The 24007-nt window shown below is 67.5% G+C and carries 20 protein-coding genes and 1 tRNA gene; 9 read left to right on the top strand and 12 right to left on the bottom strand.

Going from position 1 to position 24007, the window contains the following annotated elements; genetic code table 11:
- Positions 1-40: 40 nt before the first annotated feature.
- From KF688_02770 to trmB, 3 genes are all read left to right on the top strand, one after another.
- On the top strand, positions 41-1369 hold the full coding sequence (locus KF688_02770) for a dihydroorotase (GenBank protein ID MBX3424580.1): 1329 nt from the start codon (positions 41-43) through the stop codon (positions 1367-1369).
- 505 nt (positions 1370-1874) lie between these two features.
- Complete coding sequence (locus KF688_02765) at positions 1875-2384, top strand: beta-hydroxyacyl-ACP dehydratase (GenBank protein ID MBX3424579.1); 510 nt, start codon at positions 1875-1877, stop codon at positions 2382-2384.
- A 104-nt stretch (positions 2385-2488) separates the two neighbouring features.
- A complete protein-coding gene (trmB, locus tag KF688_02760; GenBank protein MBX3424578.1) occupies positions 2489-3130 on the top strand; it encodes a tRNA (guanosine(46)-N7)-methyltransferase TrmB in 642 nt (213 codons plus the stop codon).
- 50 nt (positions 3131-3180) lie between these two features.
- Here trmB and KF688_02755 read toward each other — a convergent pair whose 3' ends face one another.
- The 9 genes from KF688_02755 to KF688_02715 form a co-directional block, all read right to left on the bottom strand.
- Positions 3181-3789, bottom strand: a complete 609-nt coding sequence (locus KF688_02755) for a hypothetical protein (protein MBX3424577.1) — start codon at positions 3787-3789, stop codon at positions 3181-3183.
- Between the two features lie 97 nt (positions 3790-3886).
- Entirely contained in the window at positions 3887-5464 is a 1578-nt protein-coding gene (locus KF688_02750; protein MBX3424576.1) for an amidophosphoribosyltransferase, read from the bottom strand.
- A gap of 288 nt (positions 5465-5752) precedes the next feature.
- Entirely contained in the window at positions 5753-8341 is a 2589-nt protein-coding gene (locus KF688_02745; GenBank protein MBX3424575.1) for a c-type cytochrome, read from the bottom strand.
- A gap of 115 nt (positions 8342-8456) precedes the next feature.
- Positions 8457-8672, bottom strand: a complete 216-nt coding sequence (locus KF688_02740; protein ID MBX3424574.1) for a hypothetical protein — start codon at positions 8670-8672, stop codon at positions 8457-8459.
- A 27-nt stretch (positions 8673-8699) separates the two neighbouring features.
- Positions 8700-9590, bottom strand: coding sequence for a serine hydrolase (locus KF688_02735; GenBank protein MBX3424573.1), 891 nt, complete (start codon positions 9588-9590; stop codon positions 8700-8702).
- 71 nt (positions 9591-9661) lie between these two features.
- Positions 9662-10474 (bottom strand): DUF2817 domain-containing protein, encoded by an 813-nt coding sequence (locus KF688_02730; GenBank protein ID MBX3424572.1) that lies wholly within the window; start codon positions 10472-10474, stop codon positions 9662-9664.
- Between the two features lie 43 nt (positions 10475-10517).
- Positions 10518-10895: a DUF2237 domain-containing protein gene (locus KF688_02725; protein MBX3424571.1), complete on the bottom strand. Its 378-nt coding sequence runs from the start codon at positions 10893-10895 to the stop codon at positions 10518-10520.
- A gap of 39 nt (positions 10896-10934) precedes the next feature.
- A complete protein-coding gene (locus tag KF688_02720; GenBank protein MBX3424570.1) occupies positions 10935-11747 on the bottom strand; it encodes a hypothetical protein in 813 nt (270 codons plus the stop codon).
- Entirely contained in the window at positions 11744-12298 is a 555-nt protein-coding gene (locus KF688_02715; GenBank protein MBX3424569.1) for a hypothetical protein, read from the bottom strand. The genes KF688_02720 and KF688_02715 overlap by 4 nt, the downstream gene beginning before the upstream one ends.
- A 357-nt stretch (positions 12299-12655) precedes the next feature.
- Here KF688_02715 and KF688_02710 point away from each other — a divergent pair.
- Positions 12656-12728, top strand: a tRNA-Glu gene (locus tag KF688_02710).
- A 36-nt stretch (positions 12729-12764) separates the two neighbouring features.
- On the opposite strand, the gene KF688_02705 is transcribed toward KF688_02710, so the two are convergent.
- Complete coding sequence (locus KF688_02705; GenBank protein MBX3424568.1) at positions 12765-13715, bottom strand: DUF1559 domain-containing protein; 951 nt, start codon at positions 13713-13715, stop codon at positions 12765-12767.
- A 168-nt stretch (positions 13716-13883) separates the two neighbouring features.
- Between KF688_02705 and KF688_02700 the strand changes: the two genes are divergently transcribed.
- The 4 genes from KF688_02700 to KF688_02685 all read left to right on the top strand — a co-directional run bounded on the left by KF688_02700 (position 13884) and on the right by KF688_02685 (position 17919).
- Entirely contained in the window at positions 13884-14498 is a 615-nt protein-coding gene (locus KF688_02700) for an RNA polymerase sigma factor (GenBank protein MBX3424567.1), read from the top strand.
- The gene (locus KF688_02695) at positions 14495-15292 is read left to right on the top strand and encodes a hypothetical protein (protein ID MBX3424566.1); all 798 of its coding nucleotides are present in this window, start codon (positions 14495-14497) and stop codon (positions 15290-15292) included. The genes KF688_02700 and KF688_02695 overlap by 4 nt, the downstream gene beginning before the upstream one ends.
- Before the next feature lie 219 nt (positions 15293-15511).
- On the top strand, positions 15512-16993 hold the full coding sequence (locus KF688_02690) for a PQQ-dependent sugar dehydrogenase (protein MBX3424565.1): 1482 nt from the start codon (positions 15512-15514) through the stop codon (positions 16991-16993).
- Positions 16990-17919 (top strand): hypothetical protein, encoded by a 930-nt coding sequence (locus KF688_02685; protein MBX3424564.1) that lies wholly within the window; start codon positions 16990-16992, stop codon positions 17917-17919. Before KF688_02690 ends, KF688_02685 begins: the two co-directional genes overlap by 4 nt.
- 134 nt (positions 17920-18053) lie before the next feature.
- On the opposite strand, the gene KF688_02680 is transcribed toward KF688_02685, so the two are convergent.
- Together KF688_02680 and KF688_02675 are read right to left on the bottom strand one after the other, a co-directional pair.
- Positions 18054-20396, bottom strand: a complete 2343-nt coding sequence (locus KF688_02680; protein MBX3424563.1) for a M6 family metalloprotease domain-containing protein — start codon at positions 20394-20396, stop codon at positions 18054-18056.
- 494 nt (positions 20397-20890) lie between these two features.
- On the bottom strand, positions 20891-22135 hold the full coding sequence (locus KF688_02675) for a PQQ-binding-like beta-propeller repeat protein (GenBank protein ID MBX3424562.1): 1245 nt from the start codon (positions 22133-22135) through the stop codon (positions 20891-20893).
- 324 nt (positions 22136-22459) lie between these two features.
- On the opposite strand from KF688_02675, the gene KF688_02670 reads away from it, so the two are divergent.
- Positions 22460-23755: a Gfo/Idh/MocA family oxidoreductase gene (locus KF688_02670; protein MBX3424561.1), complete on the top strand. Its 1296-nt coding sequence runs from the start codon at positions 22460-22462 to the stop codon at positions 23753-23755.
- Positions 23756-24007: the final 252 nt, after the last annotated feature.

Raw genomic sequence — 24007 nt, 5'->3', positions numbered from 1 at the left:
TCGCGTCCCAGATCGCCTGCTCACTCAATCATCCCGCCGCATGAAAACGCTCATCAAAAACGCGCAGGTCGTGCTCCCCGGCGAGACGCTGCGGACGGCCGTGCTGGTGGACGGGGCCGCCATCGCGGCGATCGACCCGGCGGTCCAGACGCGCGCCGACGAAACGGTCGACGCGGCCGGGCTGCACCTCATCCCCGGAGTGATCGACGATCAGGTCCACTTCCGCGAGCCGGGGCTGACCCACAAGGAGGATCTGCGGACAGCCAGCCGGGCGTGCGCCAAGGGGGGGGTCACGACGTTCCTGGAGATGCCCAACACGGTCCCCAACGCGACGACCCAAGAGCGGGTCGAGGAAAAGCTCGCGTTGGCTGCAGCGAAGTCGCTGGTCAACTACGGGTTCTACATCGGGGCCACCCCGGGCAATCTGGCCGAGCTGAAGGCGGCTCGGCGCACGCCGGGGATCAAAATCTTCATCGGCTCGAGCACCGGGGACCTGCTGGTCGACGACCAGGACGCTCTGGAAGCGATTTTCGCCGAGACGACCCTGCCGATCTGCGCCCACTGCGAGGACGAATCCACGGTGCGGGCCAACGCCCGGCGGCTGAGCGGCTCGACCGACGTCGCCGACCACTCGCGGGTCCGCGACGTCGCCGCAGCGGTCATCGCCACCCGGCGCGCCGTCGACCTGGCGAAGCGGCATCGGCATCGGTTTCACGTGCTCCACATGTCGACCGGCGAAGAGACGCAGTTGCTCGCCGATCCCGGGGGGCTGGTGACCGCCGAGGCGTGTCCGCACCACCTGCTGCTGTCGGTCGACGACTACCCGCGGCTGGGGACGCTCGCGCAGATGAACCCGTCGCTCAAGACCCGCGCGGACGCCGACGAGTTGTGGCGAGCGCTGGCCGACGGGCGGATCCAGGTGATCGCCACCGACCATGCTCCCCACACGCTTGCCGAGAAGCAGGTCGCGTACCCGGGCTCCCCCTCGGGGATGCCGAACGTCGAGAACTCGCTGGCGCTGATGCTCGATCAGGTCCGCCGCGGCCGGTGCACGCTCCAACAGGTCGTGCACTGGATGTGCGACGCCCCGGCGCGGGTCTGGGATCTGGTCGGCAAGGGACGGATCGAGATCGGCTACGACGCCGACCTCGTGCTCGTGGACCTCGAGAAGACCGCCGCGGTTCGCAACGCCGAGCAACTGACCAAGTGCGGCTGGAGCGCCTGGGACGGGGCGACGCTCACCGGGTGGCCGGTCCGAACGTGGGTCCGGGGACGAACGGCGTTCGTCGACGGAGCGGTCCAGGACGACTGCCGCGGGGCCGAGGCCCAATACGATCACGCTCGGGGCGGCTACTGGGCGACGACGTGAGGGAGCGGGAGCGATGCCGCTGACCGACTCCCCGCCCGCTCCCAACGGCGGCCCACGGACGTCGGAGGACTGCCGGCGCGGCTCGCCCGGCAGCGCAGCGGAGCCCCCAGGGGATTCGCTGGGGGCTCACTTCGTTCGACCCCAGCCACCCGCCACCCGCCACCCGCCGACGACGAGCGGGCATTTTCGGGGGACTGGCGCCGGAGGGCCCGACTTTTCGCCGCGGGGGGGAACTGCTAGAATTCGGGACTTGCCCCGCGGCGCCAGCGTTGCGCCCTTGCGGGGCGTCTCCGCACACTCCCGAGTCAGGAACCCGATCCATGGCCAAGCCCGGTCGCAAAGTCAAGAAAGCCAACCACGGCAAACGCCCCGCGTGCAGCCGCCCCCGCAAGAACCGCCGCCAGCGCGTGAAGACCTGAGCCGACGAACTTCCGTCGTCGAACGCCTCGTTTGGTTTGCGCCCGGCCGCAGGTCGGCGCTGGGACCGTAGCAGGACAAGGTTGCCGTGGCTGCTCGAGAGTGGATTGTCGATCCCGGCGTGTTGGACTTCGACCACGTGGTCGCCGACATCGAGGCGATCCGCGCGGTGATCCCGCAGCGTCACCACATGGAGGCGCTCACGGCCATCGTCTACGACGACGTCGAGCGGCATGTGTGCGTCGGCTACCGTGACATCACCGACCACGAGTTCTGGGTGAGCGGCCACATGCCGGGTCTGCCGCTCATGCCGGGCGTGATCATGTGCGAGGCGGCCGCCCAGGTGCTGTCGTACCACGTGCAGGCCCACGACTTGGCCGGCGCCAAGGTGGTCGGCTTCGGCGGGCTCGACAAGGTGCGGTTCCGCGGCATCGTGAAGCCGGGGGACCGGCTGGTCATCTCGACAAAAGTGCTCAAGCATCGCCCGGGGCGACTGGTGATCTGCAAGTTCGAGGAGTTCGTCGGCACGAACATCGTCTGCGAGGGCGAGATCACCGGCATCCCGCTGCCGGTCGACGAGCTGGCGAAGGCGATGTGACGCTCCGCGAATGCCCCATGACCAAGTCCCAATGACCGCTGGGACGCGGAGGCGCCGGTCATTGGTCATTGCGATTTGGTCATTGGCCGTTTCCCGAGACAACCATGGGCCGCCGCGCACTTCCTAAGATCGACCCCGCGCTCGATCTGTCGCGGCACCACGCCACGCTGGAGACGCTGCCCCAGCCGTGGAGCGCCGCCGAGTTGTTCGGCCGCGTCGCGCCGCTGGAGATCGAAGTTGGCAGCGGCAAGGGGCTGTTTCTGCAGAACGCGGCGATCGCCGTTCCCGACCATGATTTCCTGGGGATCGAAGTCGGCACGAAGTACGCCCGGTTCATCGCCGCCCGGCTCGCCAAGCGGGGGCTCGCCAACGCGAAGATTGTTCACGGCGACGGCCTGCGACTGTTCCGCGAGTTCCTCCCCGACGCCACGCTCGCCGCGGTGCACGTGTACTTTCCCGACCCGTGGTGGAAAGCGCGACACAAGAAGCGGCGGGTGATGAACGAGGAGTTCCTGACCGACGTCGCCCGCACGCTCGTCCCGGGGGGGCGGCTCCATTTCTGGACCGACGTCGAGGAATACTTCCGGACGACGCTGGAACTGATCGCCGAGAAGACGCCGCTCGTCGGTCCGCTGCCAGTCCCGGAGCGCGACCCCGAGCACGACCTCGATTATCTGACGCACTTCGAACGCCGCAAACGCCAAGCGGGGCTGCCGATCTATCGGTCGGAGTTCGAGAAGGCGTAGAGTGCGTGGAGCGGAGCAAAACGCGCCCCGATTGCAGTGTGATCGTGCTGCTAGAGCGAGGCCGCAGCGAATAGAAAGCTCATCGTCATGATCACCCCCCAAATCGCCACGGCGCAGCCGATGACGAATGGCTGCCACTTACCCTGGAACGCCCAGGACGAATAGAACGTTGCCGCGGTCAGCATACCGGCAAACCACAGCAGCAGACCGGAAGAGCGAATTTCAACGAGGATTTCCATTCCTTCAGCAAGTGGCAAATACCGTTCTTTCGCGTCATGCTCAACAAATGCAAGCCCCATATCATAGATCAAGTACATTCCCAGGTTGATGATCGCGACGACAGCTCCAGTTAGGACAAGGCGTGGCTTTGCGTCTTGTTTGCGCCGAGAAAACCAGCCGCCAATGAAGCCGAGTGAGAAGAGCGCGTAGCACAATACCGATATGCCAATGTCCCAGCTCCTCATGCGGTCGACTAGGTAGGAAACGCCGGCCAGGAGGCGATCTCCTGTATGAACCCAGGCGAGGCAGCAAATCGCGCAGAGAGTCATTCCCACCAGGAGATCACTTACCTTGAAGCGAAGTTTTTTTGGCTGCATCTCGAAACCGCTGAGCTCAAAGAATCGGAGTTCAAACTCCGCCAATCCCTTCAAGCGACGCATCGACCAATAGCCGCGAGGTCCTACCTCGCCGGCGGCGCTGCAACAGGGTTCTGCCGGCGAGGCGGGGCCTCGCGGCTGTTGGGCAAGCGTCTGAGGGCTACACGCCCGCCGCTTCGTACGTCCGGCCTTCGGGGGCGTCGTCGCTGCGGTACTGATCGAGCGCGACTTGGTACAGTTTCTGCCCCCAGGGGCTTGGGTAGTCCCCGGTGATGCACGCTCGGCAAAGCTCGTCGGCGGGCTTGCCGATCGACCGGGCGATCGCCTCGACCGGGAGGTAACGCAGCGAGTCGGCGCCCAGCGCGGCGGCCATCGCGGCAAAGGTCTCGGCGGTCGCTTCCCCCTCGCCCAGAAAGGGGGGGGCGAACAACTCGCCGATCGTCGACATGTCGATCCCGTAGAAGCAGGGCGCCAGGATCGGCGGGCAGGCGACCCGGACGTGGATTTCCTTGGCACCGCCGACCTCGCGAATCTTCTTGATCAGCACCCGCATCGTGGTCGAGCGGACGATCGAGTCCTCGACCAACAGCACCCGCTTGCCGGAGAGGACCTCGGGGAGCGGCGTGTACTTGGCGGCCGCTTTCGCCTCGCGACCGGCGCCCCCCTCGATGAAGGTCCGGCCCGAGTAGCGATTGCGGATCAACCCTTCGAGACACGGCACCCCCAGGCGGTACGCCATGGCGTCGGCCGCCGCTTTGCTGGTGTCGGGCACCGGAACGACGATCAGATCGTCGTCCTTGGAAAGCGTCTCGACCCGGGCCAGTTCCTCGCCCAGCGTCTTGCGAGCGAGGTAAACGCTGCGGTCGTCCATCGTGCTGGCGACGTTGGCGAAGTAGATCCATTCGAAGAAACAATGGGCCCGGCGCGAGACCTCGCTGAACCGATCGATCGAAATCCGATTGTCGACGACGGTGATCGCAACGCCGGGGTCGAGCGACTTGATCGAGTCCTTGCGGAAGCCGAGGTTCAGCAGGGCGACGCTTTCGCTGGCCGCTGCCAGCAGCGGGCCCTCGATCGCGTAACACATCGGCTTGACCCCCAGCGGGTCGCGGGCGATCAACATTTCGCCCTGGGCGTTCAGCAGCGCCAGACTGTACGCCCCGTCGAACCGGGGGGCGAGGTTCCGCATCACCTCGATCAGCGGCATCCGGCGATCCCCGCTCAGCTCGCGGCTGATCTCGTGCATGATGATTTCGGTGTCGGTCGTGCGCGCCAGATGATGATCGTCCTCGGCCAGCAGCTTGTCGCGGAGCGCGGCGTAATTGGCCAACTGCCCGTTGAAGGCGAAGCTGAACCACTTGTGCTTCTGCAGATGGTGCCGCTCGAACGGCTGGGCGTAGCTGCGGTCCTCGCCGCCGCACGTGGCGTAGCGCACATGGCCGATCGCCGCCCGGCCGGCGTACTCGCGCATCAGCGACTCGCATTTGCCGCGATGATTGAGGCGGAAGACTTCGCTGACCGTTCCCAGTTTGCGGTAATTGTCGATCAGTTGGTTGCGGTCGGGGTTGTACGTGGTCATCCCCGCCGAGAGCTGGCCGCGATTCTGGATGTCCAGCAGCATCCGCGGCATGAGCCGCGAGGTTTCCGCAGGCCCCTGCGGCGGGCAGAGCGGGCTGTGCGAGCTCCCGGCCAAGTGGTAGATGGCCGCGACGCCGCACTCGTGATGGAGTTCGCTCATGGAGGAGAGGTCGGAGGCGGGGATCGGAGGGGGGAGGGGGAGAGCGAGCCGCTCACGACGGCCCGTGCGAGCCGCGGCGTCCTCGCCCGCGGCGCGACCGCAGCGTTAAGCACGATTCTACGCCCACGGCGTCGATCCCTCAATCGGCGGAGTCCCTCGCTTTGGAGACCCGCCGAGCCCGACAATCGTGAAACGGGGAAAGGTGCAGGATCGCTCGCAACATGCCGGCTGCTGTCGGAGGACATGGCGGCATTGGTCCGCGAGCCTGTCCTCTTTCTCGTCATCCTGCTACGGAGTCGCGTCGACCCCGCTCTCGGGATCGCTCATGAGAAACGCGACGAGGTCGCGTAGGTCGGCAATCGACATCGTTTGCTGCAGCCCCGACGGCATGATCGACTCGGTGCTCGGGCTGCGGAGCTCGATCTGGTCGCTGGAGAGGGTGAACGTCCGGCCGCTGGGATCGGCATAGCTTTCCTGACCGTTGTCGCCGCCTTGCGGGAGTTTGAGTCCCAGCCGCGACTTGCCGTCGTCCGTGAGCAGCGTCCACGCCTGATACTGCGGAGCGACCTCGCGGTCGGGCCGCAGGATCGACGCAATGATCCGCTCGCGCGATTGCTGCCGGCCGATGCGCGCCAAGTCGGGGCCGACGCGCCCGCCGCGGCCGCCGTGCTGGTGACAAGCCGCACATTGAGGGCCCGCGGGTGTGAAGAACAGCCGCTCGCCGGCATCGGCGTCGCCACCCGCGGCGAGCAGTTCGTTCCAGGCGGCCAAGTCCTCGGCGGCCGGCTTCTCCTCCGCGGGGGCGGGACGCAGACCGGCGAGTCGCAGCACGCGCGCCGCCTCGGCGGCCGTTTGCGGGGGGCCGCTCGCAGCGAGCTCCGCGAGCAACGGTTGCCTCCCGGCGGCCTCGGCCGCCAGCCCCGTGACGGCGATGGCCCGCTGCTTGTCCGAACGTGCGACGTCGGTCGCGATCTCGCTCAACGCCGTGAAGCGATCGGGATTGCTTTGCCGCGCGAGCGTGCGGATCGCCTCGATCTGCAGCACAAGCGACGGCGATTCGAGGTACGTGCGCAGCGCCGCGAGCGTGAGCTGCTTGTGATCGGGCGAAATAAGCCGCAGTGCGAGCGCGTGCAACTCGGGCGAGCGGCGCCGATTGCGCAGCTCGCGCGCCAACAGCCCGTCGCCAATGCCGCTGTGCCGCGGCGCGCCGTCGCCGTCGAGCCAGTCGAGGGCGCTCAGGACGGCGAGGAAGTAACGCTCGTCAGGAATCGGACCGTCGAGCAACGCGGCGACCGCGTCGCGTAGGTTGCGGAGTTCCTCCCGATGGCGAGCGACGAGCCGAACGGCATAGAGCCGCACGTCAGGATCCGGATCGGCGAGGCCTTTGAGGGCGAGCGTTTGGAGCCACGTCCCGCTGAACTCCGTGCTCGCTTGCCGACCGATGTTCCACGCGGCCTGCTGGAGTTCGGCGAGTCGGCCGCGGGGCGAAAGCTCGCGCTGGCGCCCGTGAGCAAACCGGTCGCGTTCGGCTCCCACGTTCCACGCCAACTGCCGGTCGAAGGGATCGTCGGAATTGAGGAGTCGCTCGATTCCCTCTCCGACGTCTTGACGACGATTCACGGGACGCGACAAACGACCGTTGCCAGGGGGCGGAGTCAGCGACTCCGCGAGTCGGCGGACCGTCGTTTCCGTCTCGTTCTCCGGCAAGTCCGGAGCGTCTGCCTCAGCGGGGAGCGTGAGCCGCCAGAGCCGCCCCTTGCCGTGGACGGCGTAACTGCGGTCGACCCAGTCGGCGAACCACAGCGAGCCGTCGGGAGCGACGGCCATGCCTGTGGGACGAAAGTCGGCGTCCCCCTGGACGACGACCTCGCGGTCGGCTCCGAAACTTGCGCCGCGAGGCGTCAGCCGATACCGCTCGATCCGGTAATCCCCCCAACTCGTGACCCACAGCCAGCCGCGATGCGCGAGCACGGCCGTCGGAGCCTCGCCCGTGCCGCAAACCATGGGGAGCGTCCCCGGCAACTCGCCGTCCCACGCCTGAAGCGGGTGGACGCCGGCGCGGCCGTATTCCCAGCGGTGGCCGTAGTCGCCGGCGTGGACGACATGCACCAGCCGGCAGGGGGGGCTCGCGTCGGGGTCGTTGTCGACGGTGAACACGCGTCCGTGCGGCGCGAGGCACACGGAAAACGGGTTCCAGAACCCCTCGGCATAGCGTGCCAGTCCGGCGCCGTCCTGCCGACTGACGAAGATGCACCCCACGCCGCCGCGACCGCTGACGCTCTTGCCGTCGGAGCCGACGAGTTGATACGGGAAGCCAAAGTTCTCGCCGAGTCCGAGAAACATTCCCCCGCCGGCCGGGTTTGAACCGGCGTCCCCGAACTGCGGCGCGAGTGCAATCCCCGCCAGTCCGTTGTGCGGGTACTCGGCTTCGGTCTCCAGGCGGATGATCGTTTCGTCGCTGTCGGCGACGCCGTCGCCATCGGCGTCGCGCAAGACATGCACGTCACGACGAGTGACCACGTACACGGCGCCGTCCTGGGCGACTGCCGCGTTCATCGCCTGCTGGAACCCCTCGGCAAAGGTGCTCCAGCGGTCGAGTCGGCCGTCGCCGTCGGAGTCGCTGTACAGCCGCAGGCGATCCCCCGCGGGACCGGGGTAGTCGTCGGGCCGCTGGTGGGTGTGCGATTCGACGACAAGCAGCCGGCCTAGCGAATCGAACGCGACGCCGATCGGCGTGACCAGGTCCGGCTCCGCCGCGACTTGTTCCAACTGCACGCCCTCGACGAGCACGCGCGGCGGCGCCGCGAGCAACCCGCCGTCGCGACAGACGAGCAGCAGCGCGAGGGGCACGACGACGAAGCAATCCGTGCGAGACATGGCAAACGAGGGAGCGGGGCGAGTTGCGGCGGCGTCGCCGTCGGCGACCACGTTTGGTCGCGTCCAGGGGAACGGTGATGCGCAGGGAGGACGGCGTCGCGACGGTGAAGCGCGATCAGTACAGCCCGTCGCTGGGAGCGACTTGCTCGAGGCGTCGTTCGATTTCGGCGCGCATCTCGCGATTGAGCCGGAGACGTTGCCAGAAAGGCGCGCCGCGGAGCCGCTCGGCAAACTCAGCCTCGACCTCGGCGGCGATGCGGGGCGCGTGTTCCGCAACAGCCCGTTCACGCCCGCCAAAGACGATCCGGCTCAGGTTTTCGGTGTCGCTCATCGTCACATTCCTCCTCGCGTCCCCCGCTCACGGAGGCGTCGAATAACTGCCGTACGGCGTCGCGACGGCGATGCGGCGGAAGAAGTCGTACGCCACGGCGCCGACGTCCCGGAGCGATCCCTCAAGTTCCGCGTCATTGCCGAAGTTGCCCATCACGGCGACGATGTAGGGCCGGTTCTTGAGTTCCACGAGCGCCCACTCGGTCGCCACGCCGGGGATCGCCCCCGGTTTGAACGCGACGGCGATCTCGGCGGGGAGGCTCGCCCCCACGGCGCCACGCTTGGGTTTTCGCAGGATCGCCAGGGCCCGGTCGCACAACCCGCGGTCGATGAACTTGCCCTCGGCCAAGAGGCGCATGATCCGCGCCGCCTCGGCCGGGCTCGACGTATTTTCTTCGCCGCGATCGGCAGCGGCCGTGTCCATCATCCGGCGGCGGAGCCGGGTCTGCTCCAGCCCCAGGGAGGCCATGGTCGCGTTCACGGCGTCCATGCCGACCGCGTCGATCAGCAGGTTCGTGGCCGTGTTGTCGCTGAGGACAATCATCACCACGGCAAGGTCCGCGAGCGACAATTCGCTGCCGCCGTCGGACAGTTCGAACAACACGCCGCTCCCCGGGGTCTTGCTCGCCGCGTCGATCGTCAGGCGAGTTTCCAGGTCAAGCTTGCCGACGTGCGCCTGCCGGAGCAACTCCATGAGGATCGGGATCTTGATGGCGCTGGCCTGCGGGAAGACGCCGTTCTCGTTCACCGCGAATCGATGCTCGCCGCGGAGGTCCTCGACGACCACCCCGAAGTCGCCGCGCACCGAGGCGGCGATCGCTTCCAACTTGGCCTGCGTCTTGGCGTGGGCGGCGTGCATCGCATCCGTCTCGGCGATCGCGAAGCGGGGGAAGACAAACGCGGCCGCGACGACTGCCATCGTCGGGGCAGGGTGTAACGCAAAACGCGCCGCACGAGCGCCCGAGGAACGGCGGCGCTTCGACGCGGCGGTCATGGGGCGTCCTGCGCCGGGTTCGCGGCGTCGCGTCCCGCTTCGTCGGCCGGCGCCTCGTACCGCAACGCCGCGACAAGCGCCTCGCCGTAGGTCTTCCATAGCGCAGGACCGTCGTGCGGGGCGTCTTTGGGAAGTTCGAGCGTCACGATCGGCCGCCGCAGGGTCTCGCCGACGAACGACCCCAGCGACCCAGGCAGGCCGCCGAGCTTTTCCAGTTTGAGGGGGCACGCCGCAGCCATCGCTTGGGCAAGTCCTTCGGCCGGGCCGTCGTAGTCGACGCAGTCGAGCGGCTGATGAATGCTGACGACCCGATCGGGGAAGAACTGGCACAGGGCCCGCATCACGGCCCGCGACTCGGGCTCCGACAGCGGCGTGTCGCCGTGCGGTTTCACGTCGGCGGCGCCCCAGTTGCCGGCGGGGAAGTTGCGATTCAGGTCGACCCCGTTGTCGTTAAACCGAACGTTTTTCGCCATCCCGTCGGGGTTGGCTACGGACATGATCGCCACGGTGCGGCCGGCGAGCTCCTGCGGATGAGCCCGCAGCCACTTGGCGAACTCGGCGACCAGCGGGGTACCCGCCGATTCGTTGCCGTGAATCGTGGCGATCACCAACAGCACGTCGTCGCCGTCCCCGTAGAGGTCGCAGCGAATCGGCTCGCCCCCCAACGAGCGACCGATCGTCTCGCTGCGAACGGCCAGTTCCGCTCCGCCCGCCGACGCCGCGACGCACCACGCCGCGACGAGCGTCAGACTCCAAGTCGAGAACCAGGTCGGACGGCGCATGGGCGTTGTCTCGGCTGGAATGCACATACGTTGCTCGCCGTTGCGAAGTTCTGCCAGCGCCGGCGTCCGCTCAGGTCGAGCGGGCGTCGATCGCGTGCGTTTCCAAGTCTTCCAGGTCGATGAACTCGAGCGCCGAGATGTGCGTCGAGGCGAGCACGACCGGCGGCGCAACTCCGGCCAACAGCGCCTCCTGCCAGCGCTGAGCGCACAGGCACCACCGATCGCCGGGGACGAGGCCCGGGAACTGGTACATGGGGTTGGGAGTCGAGAGATCGTTCCCCCGCGCTTGCGAGAAGACGAGAAACTCCGCGGTCATTTCGGCGCACACGACATGCACGCCGACGTCTCCCGAGCCGGTGCGACAACAGCCGTCGCGATAGTACCCGGTGACCGGATCGTGCGAGCAGGGCGTCAGCGGTTCACCCAACACGTTTTTGGCCGTCGACATGACACGCCCTTGTGGTTGGTCCCGCTGTGCAGGCGACATCTACGAAACAATCGCGGTTTCATCGACCGCGGCCGGACGCCGCTCGTCGGAGCGGGCGTTCACGGCCAGTGCAGCGGCGAGTCGGCGAACCGCCTCGGCGTCGACGCGTCCGGCGCGATCCCCGCCGCACGCGGCGCCTCGCACCCCGATCAGGTCGACGTCCCTGGGGAGTCGCCCGAAATCATCGAGTCGGAGCCGGCCCGCAACCGCGGTTCGCACGCCCTGAGCATGACACGCGGCGAGCAACTTCGCAAGTTTCGGCGGGGGGAGGCGCTCGCCGAGCGCCGGCCCGGACTTGTCCCAAGTGTCGATCAGCAGCCACGACAGCCGAAGCCGCCGCACGAGTTGCAGCACGACCTCCGGCGACGGAGCCCGGGCCGCGGCTGCGTCGGCGTACGCGGTCAGCACGAGTCGCTTTCCCGTCGAGCGAAACTCGTCGCGAATCATCGCGAGTCGGCAGGCCAGATCGTCGAGCGCGGCGGTCGAGAACGGGGCGGCCGCGCGTGCCGCTTCGTCCCGCGGGTCGCAATCGGCAAGGCCGAGCTTCATCCATTCGATCCGAGAGACGGCGCGCAACGGGCGAGCCGCCCCGGCCAAGGCATCGCACAACTCACCCCCGGCCGCGGACAACGGTGTGCCTGCGGGCATGATCTGCGCGACGCTGCGGGCCGTTGCGACGTCGACCGGGCCGAGCGGGCCCCGGGCCGGTTCCTTGAGATCGATCCAATCGGCGCCCCCGGCGAGCGCGGCGAGCGCTTCGGCCGCGTCGCGCACGCTCACCAGCAACTGCGGGCCGGTCGGGGACTCGTTCACGACGCCGCTCCTGCGGGGGCGGCCTGTCGGGCCGCGTCGTGGATTTCGCGCAGCCGGCGGTTGAGTCGGCGAATCAGTTCGCCGTCAAGCTGCTCGCACCAGGGTCCGCTGATGGTGACGTAGTGCTCGCACCACCGCCCCAGCGCGGGCTTCACGAGCACGTGTTCCCACTCGGGGAACTTCTGCGAGATGCGCGCCACGAGGTTCGTCGACTCGAGTCGCTCGCCGCGGTTCCCCGGCAGATGGGCCGGCCCCTGTCCCAGGAAGAACGCCTCGATGGCGGCGACCGGCACTTCAATCGGCGCCCCGGGTCGCAAGTAGAACAGCACAAGCCCGTCGCGGTAGGCGACGCGAGGACGAATGTACTGCGCCGCGAGCCCGGCCAGCATGATCGCTCCGATCCCCGCGAACGCCCAGCCGATCGTTTGCGTCAACGGCCCGTCGGCCGCGGCGACGATGCCTACGCCGGTCGCGGCGAGCGCCGCCGGCGGCGCCATGGCGAACCCCAGAACGCGGCGGTTTGAGCTGACCCAGACTTCCTTGGCGGCCATGAATCGAGGGCGGAGGGGGGAGGGGGGAGGGGGGAGGGGAGCGAAGGGAAGAGCGCGAGTCCGTATCCGGGGGTCAGTCTAGCGATTTGAACAAATCGCCGACAGCGGCGCGCAGCGCCCAAGCCATCGAACCCTCGCAGTTCCCCGCTAGCCGGCGCGAGGGTTTCGGTAGTGATCCCATTTGCCAAATTGAGGGGTGGCTGGGGTCGAACGAAGTGAGCCCCCAGGGGATTCTCTGGGGGCTCCGCTGCGCTGCGACCCCAGCCACCCTTCCAAGGCCGCAAACGGTATCACGACCCGGGTTTCGCCCCGGTTGACAACCTGTCGTCGAGGCAGAAAATGAGGGATTCCACCAGCGCCCCCATCGTCTAGTGGCCTAGGACGCCGCCCTCTCACGGCGGTAACGCGGGTTCGACTCCCGCTGGGGGTACTTCTTCCGTGGTCGGCTCCCCTCAGCGGGAGTCGCCTACCGCTCCCGGCCGGAAAACGGTTCTCCGCCGGCGATCGTCGACATCGCCCGATAGGCTTCCAGATCGACGCCGTCGGTGATGAACGCGACGTGCCCGTCGGCGAAGGCGAAGTTCGCCCCGCCGGGATGGCGACTGCCGAACGCCCCGTTGCGACGCGAGACGACCGTCCCCGCCCCCGGGTGCGTGTTCAGAGGATTCCGCGTGTTTCGCAGGCAGTCGGCGTTGGCAAGGGCGTACGACCACGTGTTCGACGACTCCCATGCGTCGGCGAGCACTGTCTCGCCAAGCGCCAGCGTCGTCGAGAGTCCGTCGGTCGCCTCCCGCTGCCGCCGTCGGGTGACGTAGACGAACAGGCCGTCGTTGAAGTACCGCACGTTCGACGCCGACGATCCTGGGCCGTGCGAACCCTGGCACAGCGCAAAGCTGCACGTCGCAGCGACGACCGGATCGTACACGTCACTCAACGATTGCGATTCGTCGCTCGGGCAGCGGAAGATCGGCAGGTCGTGCTGGACGCCCAGACGCTTCCCCTCGTCGGCGTACCAATACAGGTCGTCGACGTTGCGGTTCCAGAGCCCGCCGTCGTCGACGGCGAGTTGGTCGTGCAAGGCTCGTTGCTCCAAATACGGCAGCAACGACACCAGCCCGCTGGCGGCCGTCTTCTTGGAGGCCGGGAGTCCCGGGGGACACGCCGGGATCAACAGCGATTCGCCCAAATCGTCGCAGCCGACGCGACCGGCGGGATACGCGCGGTTCGCCCCCTCGTAGTCAAGCGCCGCCTGGGCGACCTGCTTCTGGCGGCTGAGACACGTCGCCCGCCGCGCCGCCTCGCGAGCCGCCTGCACCGCGGGCAGCAGCAAGGCGACCAACACGCCGATGATCGCAATCACGACGAGCAGCTCGACCAGCGTGAAACCGTGTCGGGGCCGACGGGGGCGGTGCGACAAGCGACGACTCCCAAACAGGGCCGAGTCGGTCGGCGAACAGGGCGCAGCAAGCCGGTTCGTCCTGCCGCCGCTAACCGATGATACCGCACTTCGGGGACGAAAGTCGCCTCACGGCCCGAATGTTTGCAATCGACAGTGACCTGGGCAACATAGTTATACTAGCCGCCCATGGGTCTTCCGCCACAGCGTTCGCCTGTCCCGCCGCCGGCGTCGGCCCCGGTCGACGAACCCGACGATTTTGCTGCGCGCTTCGCAGAGGCGTATTCCAAACTGACGCTGATCGCGACGGGCATCACGGGCGATCGCACTGGCGCCGAGGACGTCGTGCAGGACGCGGCCCTGATCGCCGTGGAAAAACGGACCCAACTCCACCCGGGCGCCAGCTTTGCAGGCTGGTTGGCCTCGATCGTGCGAAATTGCGCGCTCAATTCCCGTCGCAAGGTGCGTCGCCGCCGGACGTTCGCCGCCGATCCCCGGGAGTTTCGCGATCTGCCCCAGCAGGCCTCGGCGCCCGTCGCCCCCGCGGGCGCGTCGAGCCTGGGGCGCGTCGACGCCGAGGCCTTCGACGATCAGGTCCTCGCTGCGCTTGACGAGTTGTCTGACGAGGCGCGGTGCTGCTTGTTGTTGCGTACCGTGGAGGATCTCCCGTACAGCGAAATCGCCGCCCTGATGGGTATTCCTGAAGGGACGGCGATGAGCCATGTCTATCGCGCCAAGACGACGCTCCGCCGGCGACTGGCCAGCCGCATGCCCGCCGGGTCCGCCCCCGCCGAAGATCCATGAACGAAATTCCTTCCGAATACGACGAACAGTTCGAACGGCAGGTCGAGCGCCTGGTGCGTGAGGAGCTGCGCGCGGGTCGGACGGCCGACAACGCCCCGCCGAGCGACGCTGCGGCGCACGAGTTCCTTGCGGAGGCGAGAGATGCGGCCCGATTGCAGGCTCGCGTCGACGACTCGCTGCGGCGGCTCTTTCCTCGCCGCGAAGCGCCGGGCGAATTGCTCGCCGCGCTGCGCGGGGGCGCGGGGCCCGCGATCGCCGGCCGCGTCGCCGACGACGCAATGCAGATCGGGCGCGAGCCGATCGCTCGGCTCGGGGCCGCAGCTGCGGTGCTGCTGATCGCCGGTTTCGCGTGGCACTGGTTCGCCGGAGGCCGGCCGAGCGACGAACCGTACTTCGCCCCGACTCCGCTGACGACGCTGTATCGTCAGGAAATCGACGCGGGATTCGAGCCGTACTACGAGTGCCACGACCCGGAGCGGTTCGCTGCGGCGTTTCAGAAGCAGTTGGGCTTGCCCCTGCAGTTGGCCGCCATGCCCGCGGGGACGCGGATGCTGGGGCTGAGCTACTCAGGCGGGCTGTCGCGGCAGACAACCTCGATGCTGTGCGAGGTCGACGGCCGGGAGGTGATCGTGTTCGTCGACCTCGTCGGCCGCGATCAGCCGCAGATGGCCGACGACGACGGCTCGCTGCGCGTCTTTCGTGCGGTGCGCGACGGGCTCGTGTTCTACGAGGTCACGCCGCTCGTCGAGCCGCGCGTGACCGAATACCTGCAACTCGCTTCTGCGGCAGGTTGAGCGTTTCGATTCGCGCGCCGGCGGATGTTCTCGCGCCGCCGCAGGCAATCGCCGCTGATTCTCGGTTTGGTGCAAGACTCTCCGGCGACGCCGACATTGTGAATGTGGAGTTCGCTCGTACGCCGCCCGTTCGCGGCGACTCGGCGCCGCAGGGCGACTGATCTTCAGAGCGTCCCACGACCGCATTGTCATGCGCGTCGAACAGCGAGGAAACGCATCATGCACCGAGGACTTCGTTCGCGATTGGCGGTGCGCGGGGGGTGGTCGTCCCTGGCGGCGATCGTTCTTGTCGCCGCGACGAACCGCCCCGCCGGCGGCGCCTTTCCGCAGATCAAGCTCGAGCCGGTCACGCAAGGCGCGATCGTGGCGCCAGTCGCCATCGCCCACGCGGGGGACGGCTCGAACCGGCTGTTCGTCGCTGACCAGCGCGGCACAATTCACGTCATCGCCGGCGGAGCGCTGCTGCCCGCTCCGCTGTTGGACCTGGGGTCGAAGCTCGTCGCCGAACGCCCGGGCTTCGACGAACGAGGGCTGTTGGGCCTCGCATTTCACCCGCAGTTCGGTCAAGCCGGTCAGCCGGGGGCCGACAAGTTCTACGTGTACTACAGCGCTCCAAGGCCGGGAGGCGATCCCAACGACGCGGTCAACCCGATCGACCATCAGAGCATCGTCGCCGAGTACGCCGTCGCCGGCCTTGGAGCCAATACGGCTCTTCCCGCTTCGGAGCGGATCCTGATGTCGTTCGATCAGCCGCAGTTCAACCACAACGGCGGCTCGCTGAACTTCGGCCCCGACGGCATGTTGTACGTCACGACCGGCGACGGCGGCGGGGCGAACGACAATCGCGCCGGTCACACCGGCGGCATGAACGGCAATCCAATCGTCTCGGGGTCGCTTGGCAACTCTCAGGACCGCACCAAGCTGCTGGGCAAAGTGCTGCGAATCGACGTCGACGGCACGAACGGCCCGACGGGCCAATACGGCATCCCCGCGGACAATCCCTTCGTCGGCGTCGGCGGAGGGGTCCGGGAGGAGATCTTCGCCTACGGTTTGCGCAATCCGTGGCGCGCCGCGTTCGACGACGGCCCGGGGGGCGACCATCGGTTCTATGTCGCCGACGTCGGTCAGGGCGCCGTCGAGGAGGTGAACATCGTCCAAGCGGGGGGCAACTACGGCTGGCGGATCAAAGAAGGCAGCTTCGATTTCGACCCGACCGTGGCGCCGACGCCGGTCGTGCCGCTTGTCGATCCGATCGCCCAGTACACGCGCGCAGGCATCGTCAACGGCCTGCCGCAAATCGGGATCTCCGTGACGGGGGGCGTCGTGCATCGCGGCGCCGCGCCGGCGCTGAACGGCAAATACCTGTTCGGCGATTTCAGCACCGCGTTCGCGCCGGCCAACGGCACGCTGTTGGGGCTGGAAGAGACGAGCCCGGGGACGTTCGCCCTGTCGGTGCTTGACGTCGTCGGAGGCAACCCGATCGGCGAGTACGTGCTCGCGTTCGGCCTGGACGAACTCGGCGAGGCGTACGTCGCCACCCGCACGACGTTGTCGGCCAGCGGGCTCGATCCCGTAACGAATCTCCCCACGGGTTCAATCTATCGCATCGTCGCCATCGCCGAACCGACGGCGAGCATTCTCGCCGCGACGACGCTCGCGTTGTCCGCACCCCTGGTCCGCCGCAGATTCCCGCGCCGATGAAAGCACCATGGTTCGTTGCCGTCGTCGGCGGCCTGCTGGTCGGCGGGCTCTCGCCTGGGGGGGATCTGCGCGCGGCCAGTTTGCACAGCGATTCGTTCACGGCGCCCGGAACCGCGGGCTGGTCGGGAGGCTTGTTCGGCTCCGGGCTGCCGACGCGACAGTCCAGCGGCGGACCGGCGGGCGACGGCGACGCCTACTTGCGGGTCCTCGCGTCGGGGACGAATCTGGCGACTTACAACGACTCGGCCGCGTGGCAGGGCTCCTACGCGGCGATCGGCGCCTCGCGAATTCGCGTCGACATGCAGAACGCGCCTGGCTCCGATCCCCTGTGGATGCGCGCCGTGCTCTTCGCCCCGGGCAGCGTCGCCGAACGCTGGACCTCGGCTGAACCGCAGTTGGTCCCCGCCGACGGAACGTGGCGGAGCTACGAGTTCTCGCTTGCCGAGAGCGACCTCGCGCACGTTGCGGGCACGGCGACCTACGCCGCGGCCATGGAGAACGTGGTGCGCGTCATGCTGCGTCACGATCCCGGCACGCCGTCGCCGGTGGGCGAGGCGGTCTCGGCGGTCTTGGGACTCGACAACATCGAGCTGGCGGGGCCGGCCGGGCCCGCGTTCGCGGCCGACTTCACCAACGATGGCCGCGTCGACGGCGAAGACTTGGCCGCGTGGGCCGCCGACTACGGCTCGCTCGGCGGGGCCGACGCGGACGGAGACGGCGCCACGACCGGCGCCGACTTCCTCGTCTGGCAGCGCGAGTTCGGATCGGGCCCCGTTGCGTCGGCAAGCGCTGCCGTCGTCCCGGAACTAGCCTCGGCGCGGCTCGCGGGCGTTGTCTTCGTCGCGTCGGTTCTCTTTCGCCGGCAGGCAATCCTCCGCTGCGATCTCGCCAGACTCCCGTCGTGCGCCGTTGCCGGCGCTCGTTGAGCTCGGCGTCGTTTGGAAAAAGCAACGGCGCACGACGGGGCGTTGGCGCGATCACGGTGCGTCACGGGTTCTCACCGCACGAGCGCCCCGCTCGGCCGTTGCGTTGCACGAATTGCTCCCAGCGGGCGCAACCGTCAATCCCCCGTCTCCGCGGGCTGCAAATCGTGAATCGCCCCGGACTGCTCTAGCTTCTGGAAAAAGATCGCACGAATCTCCTGTTGTGCAGGGCTATTCGCGCTCGGGTCCTGCAGATTCAGGAGCGTGTTGCGGCACTTGACGATCTCGCGAATCGCGGCTTCCTTCTCCAATTCGCCGGCCATGGACTGCAGCAGCTTCTTGTCGAAGCCGGTCAACTCGCGGGCCTGCTCGATTCCCTCGATGGCGCCCCACAGCTCCGGCATGCGGTCGAGCTTGTCGAGCGACTTGATCGCTTCCTGAGGCTGATTGAGCGCTTGCCATTTGTAGATCGCTTGGGCGAACGCCTCGCCGGCGGCGAGATTGTCTTCGGTGCGGATCGACTCGCTCTTCGCGTCGAGATACCACGCCGCCGCAAGGGCCGGCTGGTTGGCCGCCCAAGCTTCGAGCACGCGCGGATACGCCTCCTGCAGCAGTTCAAGATCAGACAGCTTCAGCGCCGCCTCGACCGCTGCCTGCCCGTCGGCGCGACCCCACCTTGCCAACAACAATTGGGCCTCGACCTGCTGCTGGCGCGAGAGGGCGCCGGGCTTGAGTCGGGCCTGGTAATCTTGCCACGCGGCGGCCAACTCGTCCGCCGTCAGTTCGCTGATCTTGGCCGAGAACTTCTCGACCGCCCCGACGTCGACGTACTCGCCCTCGGCAGGGCCTGCGAAACCGACTCCCCCCGGTGCGCCGGGGCCGGATTCGTCGTATCCCGCCGGAACGACGCCCTCTGCGACGTTCGACGCGGCCACCGCGGCGGCCGGGGCGACGCCCGGCAAGAAACCAATCCTTGCCGTCGCGGCCGGGTTGCCGAGAACGATGTCGCTGACCGCGACCTGGGTCGGATTCCCCGCGTGGTCATTGGAAGGCGGAACCGAGGTCGGCGTGAATTCGCGCCCGGCGACGAAATAGTCGGCGGCCGTGGCGTGCTCGCCGTGGTTGAAATCGTTCGGGTTGTCGGCCCGCATGAGTCGGATCAGCTTGCGATCGGTGTACGAATTGTCGTAGGCGAAGCCGTTGTTCGCCGCGTTCGGGGTCGCGTCGACGTGCCAGATGAGCAAGCCGTTGCCGGGCATTTTGGCGTCGTTGCCGACGCGAGCCCGGTTTTCGACAATGAACATCTCGCCGCCGGGGGCGGCGCTGGTTGCCAGGTTGGGAAAGATCGCGACCGCCTTGTTTTGGGCGCCGGGAGTCCCCGAGGCCGTCAAGTTATTCACCTGCGGAGCACCGCTGCCGACGATCTGCGGCTGGATCCAATCCAAGAGCCACCGGCTGAACGCATTGTGATTGCCTTGGTTGGCGTCCATGATATCGAGCCCGCCGACTCCCCCTGGAGGCCCGACTTGGGGATTGGGATCGTAATCGTAGTAGTCGGGCAGTCCGAACGCGTGCCCCATTTCGTGCACAAGGGTTCGGGGGTTGAAGTCCGCGCCGCCGTTGCGCGTGTCGACGAACTGAAAGACGAATTGGTTGAGTCGTTTGCCGTCGAACGTGACCTGCGAGGCTTCGGGGACGAAGAACTCCCAGCGGTAGGCCCACCAGAACGATCCCCAGCCGGAATTCGGCCCGGCGTACATGATCGTCAGCAGGTCGATATCGCCGTCGTTGTCGTTGTCGTACTGCGCAAAGTCGTGGGCGGCGTCGAGGGCTTGCAGCGCTTCGGTCGCCAGTTTGAACAGGGCGCGGTTTTCGGAGACGGCCCCCGCCGAGGCCGGCTGGTACTCGCCGCGGTTCTTGGCGAAAGAATGCCACCCCAGCACGGAGCCCTGGAGGTCGACCTTGCCCTCCGAGGCCCGTTTGTAATAGGCGTTCACGCTCTCGAACGGTGCGTCCGACGCGGCCTGCGAGGAGCCGGGGCCGTAGATATTCTGGCGGATCCGGTCGGCGGTCAGCCCGGGAAGCACGTTCGCTGCGCGATAGTCCTTGAAATCGACGAGCAGCGTCAGCGTGCTCGGCGAGCCGATCGACTTGAGCTCCGGCGCGGCGGAGTAGGGGAACGCCATCGCCCGGCCGCCGAAAAGTTCCCAGGAGATTTGCTGCGGCGTCAGTCCGGCCGCCTGCAAGCTCGCCTTGCGCAGTTCATACGTGGCGCGTTCGCCGAGACCGGGGGCGATTTTTTCTAACTGCAATCGCTTGACGCGCTCGACCCGCTCGTCGTAACCGTCGATCCCCTCGGCTTTCTTCCACGTCTCGACGTCTTCAGACGTCGGTTGCTCGTGGGCCGCGGCGCGAGGGTCGCAGGGAAACGCCAGAACTGAAGCGATGACCGCACAAAACCCGACGAATCGGCGAGACATGACGACCTCCCGTGATATGGGTGACGTGATCTACGCGAATCGAGCAAGGAGTTCGGGTTGCATCCTCGAGATGAAGGAAAATCATGACGCAAGGAAACAGCGTCAGCGAGCGCCGAGCCTGCGACCACATGCCGCCTCGCGACGGCGACTGATCGGACCTCGACTACCCGAGCGACGGCGTCACGGCTCCATGCCAGAGACGGGCTGTCGACGCCCGAGCCGAACCTCCGCGGCACGGAGGTCCGCTGCGCTTTTGCCTGACGAGCGACGTCAGTTCCAAGGTGCGGCAAGCGCCGGCGGCTGCCGTTCGACCGACTTCAGCGAGAAAGGACGTTAAGAATTGCGCCGGTCAACATACGCCTTGAAACGCCGATTGCAATCCTCTTCACGGCCGATTGGGCGAAATTCGGCCCCGACGCAGAAAGCGAGGAAAGACGGGGGGTTCGCGATGGGGGGTAAACCTTCCCGCAACTCGCTGAACGAGTCCGCGGAAGCTACTCGCCGATCGCCGCGAGGAACTCCTGTCGCCGGCCGTCGACGTCCTTGGCGTAGCGGTGGTAGAGTCGGCCGTCGGCGGGGGCGGGCGTAGCGAACGCCGAGTTGCCGAGTCGATTCTCGGCGAGCAGGTCGCACTTCTCCGGCGAGGCGGCGAAGACGAACGTCGTCCCCGCTTCGTTGGTGGCGTAGATGCGATCCCCCACGAGCACGGGCGAGGCGCTGAACGGGCCCGAAAGCCGCCGCTTCCACTGCTCGTCGCCGTCGCTGGCGCGCCAGCAGAACGCCACCCCGTTGTCAGCCGTGGCGTACAGATACTCGCCCGCCAGCAGCAGCGACTGTTCGTAGCTCTTGACCGTGTTCTCCCAGACGACGGCGTGATCGCCGTCAAGTTTGACCGCCAGGGTGAACGAACCGGGAAACCCGCCGCTGGCAAACGCCAATCCGCGGCGCGTGTCGCCGACCATCGTGCCGCAGGTGGCGAAAGTCGAGCCGGAGACGCTCCACGCCTCCGCGCCGGTCGCGGCGTCGTAGGCGGCAAGCTGGCGATTGCCGCTCATGACGATCAGCGTCCGTCCGTCGACCGTCAGCGGTACGGGGGTCGAGTAGGAAAGCCCCTGCGGCCGGGAGGCTCGCCACCGTTGCTTGCCGGTCGCGGCGTCGAGGGCGTAGACGCCGCTTTCGGGGCCGTCGTACTCAGTGGCGACGATTACGACGTCGTCGACGACCATCGGCGAGGATCCGAAGCCGAACTCGAATTGCCGGGGCTCGAACTTGCCCGCGGGCTCCTGCCACAGTTGCTCGCCCTCCAGGGTGAAGGCCGTCACCCACGGAGCCCCGCGATTGCAGAACAGGGCGAAGACCCGCTGGCCGTCGCTGGCCACGGTGGAACTGGCGTGCGAATTGTTGGGGTGAATCTTGTCGGGCAAGCCCCCTTCGTGGACGACGACCGTTCGCAACAGCTTGCCGCTGGCGCGTTCGAAGACGAGCAGCGATTGGGTCTGGGCGTCGGCGTCGGCGGTTGTGAGGTAGATTCGCGGGCCGACGAGCGTCGGCGACGAATGCCCGCGCCCCGGGACGGGGACGTTCCAAGCGAGCCCCTCGTCTTCGCTCCACGCGACGGGGGCCGTGGCGCCGGCGGGGGCGCAGTTGTCGGCCGTGGGGCCGCGCCATTGGGGCCAATCTTCGGCACGAACCGAAGCGGCGACAAGCACGAGACACGCGGCGACGAGGCGACCAGCCATGCAAAGCTCCTGGCGGGGTGAATTCCGGTGCGCCAGCGGTTGCGCAGGCGGCGAGATAAGAGTGGACGATCCGCGGCTCGGGGTCAATCGCCGGAGCGACGCGGCCGACAGCAAGCCGCGTCGATTGTAGGCGGCGACACGTTCGGGCCGGAATCGAGGGATCTTTTGTTCCTATTCGCGAAATCTGGTCGGTTTTATAATTTCGGGCGTGAAATCCGCATCGAGTGGCGCGTAGTTTCATAGCGGCCGTTCCGGCTGCCGGCTGCGTCCTGGCAACATCCCAGACGCCGCGTCTCGTTTCTTCGTTCCCGGGGCTTGATCACGATGAGCACTTGCGATCGTCGCACGTTCCTGCAAACCGGCGGCGCCGTTGCCGCCACCGCTTTGGCCAGCCGCGTCGCTCGGGCCGACGCCAACAGCCGCGTCGGGATTGCCGTCATCGGCGTCAACGCCCGCGGCCGCGAGCACCTGGGCGAGTTGTTCAAGTTGCAGGACGTCGAGGTGGTCGCCTTGTGCGACGTCGACGCCAAGGTGCTCGCCGAGCGAGGCGACTGGGTCGAACAGCAGACCGGCAAGCGGCCGGCGCTGGTCGGCGACATACGCGAGCTGCTCCAACGGTCCGACGTCGACGCGGTGACGATCGCCATGCCGAATCACTGGCACGCGCTCGCGGCGATCTGGGCTTGTCAGCACGGCAAGGACGTGTACGTCGAGAAGCCGGGGACCCACAACCTGTTCGAGGGTCGGCAACTTGTCGCCGCGGCCAAAAAGTACGACCGCATTGTGCAGCACGGCGTGCAGTTGCGCAGCTCGCCCGCGATTCGCGAGGCGGTCGAGCACCTGCGCAACGGGACCATCGGCGACGTCTACATGGCGCGCGGGCTGGTGTATCGCTGGCGGCCCTCGATCGGCAAGGCGCCCGACTCAGTGGCGCCGACTCATCTCGACTGGGACCAGTGGCAAGGGCCTGCGGCGGAACGGCCGTTCTCGAGGCGGTTCGTCCACTACAACTGGCACTGGCATTGGGACTACGGCAACGGCGACGTGGGGAACCAAGGGGTCCACGAGACCGACATGTGTTTGTGGGGATTGGGGGCAGGACTGCCGTCGCGGGTCAACGCGATGGGGGGCCGGTTCCTGTGGGACGACGACAAAGAGACCCCCGAATTATTGACCACGAACTATTACTACCCCGAAACCAACCAGATGGTGCAGTTCGAAGTCCGCCCCTGGATCACCAACTCCGAAGCGGGCGCGACGGTCGGCAACATCTTCTACGGGTCCGAGGGGTACATGGTGATCAAGGGGTACGGCTCGTACGAAATCTTCCTCGGGCGCGACAACAAGCCGGGGCCGAAGCGTTCCGCGGGGGGGGAGCTCACCGCCCACTTCCGCAACTGGGTCGACGCGATCCGCAGCCGCGACGCTGCGTCGCTCAACGGGCCGGTCGAGTCGGCGCACCTGTCGTCGGGGCTCGCCCACTTGGGGAACATCGCCTTCCGGGTCGGCCGGCAATTGGAGTTCGACCCCGCGAGCGAAACCTTTCCCGGCGACGACGAGGCGAACCAGTACCTGACGCGCGAATATCGGGCGCCCTACGTCGTTCCGGCCGAGGTCTAACCGTCGGCTTCCGCCCCAGAGTCAGCCATGAGCGGCATGGGCGAGCCCCCGACGAGCAAGGCATGCTTTGTCGAGGCGTATCGCGCGCTGCGCCGGCGGCCCAAGATTCCAATTGGCCCCCGAGCCGTTCGGTCGGCACGACCTCTGCAACTCCGAGCGCCGCGGCGGCCGGTTGTGCGGGTTGTTGCGGTCGCTCCTTCGCTGAGCTTGGTCGCGGAAGTCGCGACCGGGGTGCAGCCGTCTGCCGGTGCG

Source organism: Pirellulales bacterium (genome assembly GCA_019636345.1).
Classification (GTDB): domain Bacteria; phylum Planctomycetota; class Planctomycetia; order Pirellulales; family Lacipirellulaceae.
The sequence above is the reverse complement of the archived record's forward strand: the minus strand, read 5'-3'. Positions and strand labels throughout refer to the sequence as shown.

What these genes read in the sequence shown, in the direction of transcription:
- KF688_02770 (MBX3424580.1), top strand. Translation starts at nt 41, where the DNA reads ATGAAAACGCTCATCAAAAACGCGCAGGTCGTGCTCCCCGGCGAGACG.
- trmB (MBX3424578.1), top strand. Translation starts at nt 2,489, where the DNA reads ATGGGCCGCCGCGCACTTCCTAAGATCGACCCCGCGCTCGATCTGTCG.
- KF688_02755 (MBX3424577.1), bottom strand. Translation starts at nt 3,789, where the DNA reads ATGCGTCGCTTGAAGGGATTGGCGGAGTTTGAACTCCGATTCTTTGAG.
- KF688_02750 (MBX3424576.1), bottom strand. Translation starts at nt 5,464, where the DNA reads ATGAGCGAACTCCATCACGAGTGCGGCGTCGCGGCCATCTACCACTTG.
- KF688_02745 (MBX3424575.1), bottom strand. Translation starts at nt 8,341, where the DNA reads ATGTCTCGCACGGATTGCTTCGTCGTCGTGCCCCTCGCGCTGCTGCTC.
- KF688_02740 (MBX3424574.1), bottom strand. Translation starts at nt 8,672, where the DNA reads ATGAGCGACACCGAAAACCTGAGCCGGATCGTCTTTGGCGGGCGTGAA.
- KF688_02735 (MBX3424573.1), bottom strand. Translation starts at nt 9,590, where the DNA reads ATGGCAGTCGTCGCGGCCGCGTTTGTCTTCCCCCGCTTCGCGATCGCC.
- KF688_02730 (MBX3424572.1), bottom strand. Translation starts at nt 10,474, where the DNA reads ATGTGCATTCCAGCCGAGACAACGCCCATGCGCCGTCCGACCTGGTTC.
- KF688_02725 (MBX3424571.1), bottom strand. Translation starts at nt 10,895, where the DNA reads ATGTCGACGGCCAAAAACGTGTTGGGTGAACCGCTGACGCCCTGCTCG.
- KF688_02715 (MBX3424569.1), bottom strand. Translation starts at nt 12,298, where the DNA reads ATGGCCGCCAAGGAAGTCTGGGTCAGCTCAAACCGCCGCGTTCTGGGG.
- KF688_02700 (MBX3424567.1), top strand. Translation starts at nt 13,884, where the DNA reads ATGGGTCTTCCGCCACAGCGTTCGCCTGTCCCGCCGCCGGCGTCGGCC.
- KF688_02695 (MBX3424566.1), top strand. Translation starts at nt 14,495, where the DNA reads ATGAACGAAATTCCTTCCGAATACGACGAACAGTTCGAACGGCAGGTC.
- KF688_02690 (MBX3424565.1), top strand. Translation starts at nt 15,512, where the DNA reads ATGCACCGAGGACTTCGTTCGCGATTGGCGGTGCGCGGGGGGTGGTCG.
- KF688_02685 (MBX3424564.1), top strand. Translation starts at nt 16,990, where the DNA reads ATGAAAGCACCATGGTTCGTTGCCGTCGTCGGCGGCCTGCTGGTCGGC.
- KF688_02680 (MBX3424563.1), bottom strand. Translation starts at nt 20,396, where the DNA reads ATGTCTCGCCGATTCGTCGGGTTTTGTGCGGTCATCGCTTCAGTTCTG.
- KF688_02675 (MBX3424562.1), bottom strand. Translation starts at nt 22,135, where the DNA reads ATGGCTGGTCGCCTCGTCGCCGCGTGTCTCGTGCTTGTCGCCGCTTCG.
- KF688_02670 (MBX3424561.1), top strand. Translation starts at nt 22,460, where the DNA reads ATGAGCACTTGCGATCGTCGCACGTTCCTGCAAACCGGCGGCGCCGTT.